General features: G+C 52.9%; 1 rRNA gene. It reads right to left on the reverse strand.

Annotation, left to right across the window (positions count from 1 at the left end):
• Window positions 1-391: ribosomal RNA gene (locus JIG37_RS18145) — 23S ribosomal RNA — on the reverse strand; the annotation flags it as partial.

A 391-nucleotide genomic window follows, 5' to 3' on the forward strand; every position in this document is an offset into this window, starting at 1 on the left:
ATGGGATAGGAACCCTTGGTCTTCCGGCGTGCGGGTTTTTCACCCGCATTATCGTTACTCATGTCAGCATTCGCACTTCTGATACCTCCAGCAAACCTCCCGGTTCACCTTCAACGGCTTACAGAACGCTCCCCTACCACTTGAGCATACCCCGAAACTATCTCTACCACCGACTCACGTTCGGGGGCGCTTGAACGTTGGGCGCTTCGCGCTGTCAACGTTAATCAAAATAGCTTGGGTGGTATGCTCAAATCCGCAGCTTCGGTGCATAGTTTAGCCCCGTTACATCTTCCGCGCAGACCGACTCGACCAGTGAGCTATTACGCTTTCTTTAAAGGATGGCTGCTTCTAAGCCAACCTCCTGGCTGTCTGGGCCTTTCCACATCGTTTC

The sequence above is a fragment of the Pseudoalteromonas sp. bablab_jr010 genome (assembly GCF_016464105.1).
Classification (GTDB): domain Bacteria; phylum Pseudomonadota; class Gammaproteobacteria; order Enterobacterales; family Alteromonadaceae; genus Pseudoalteromonas; species Pseudoalteromonas simplex.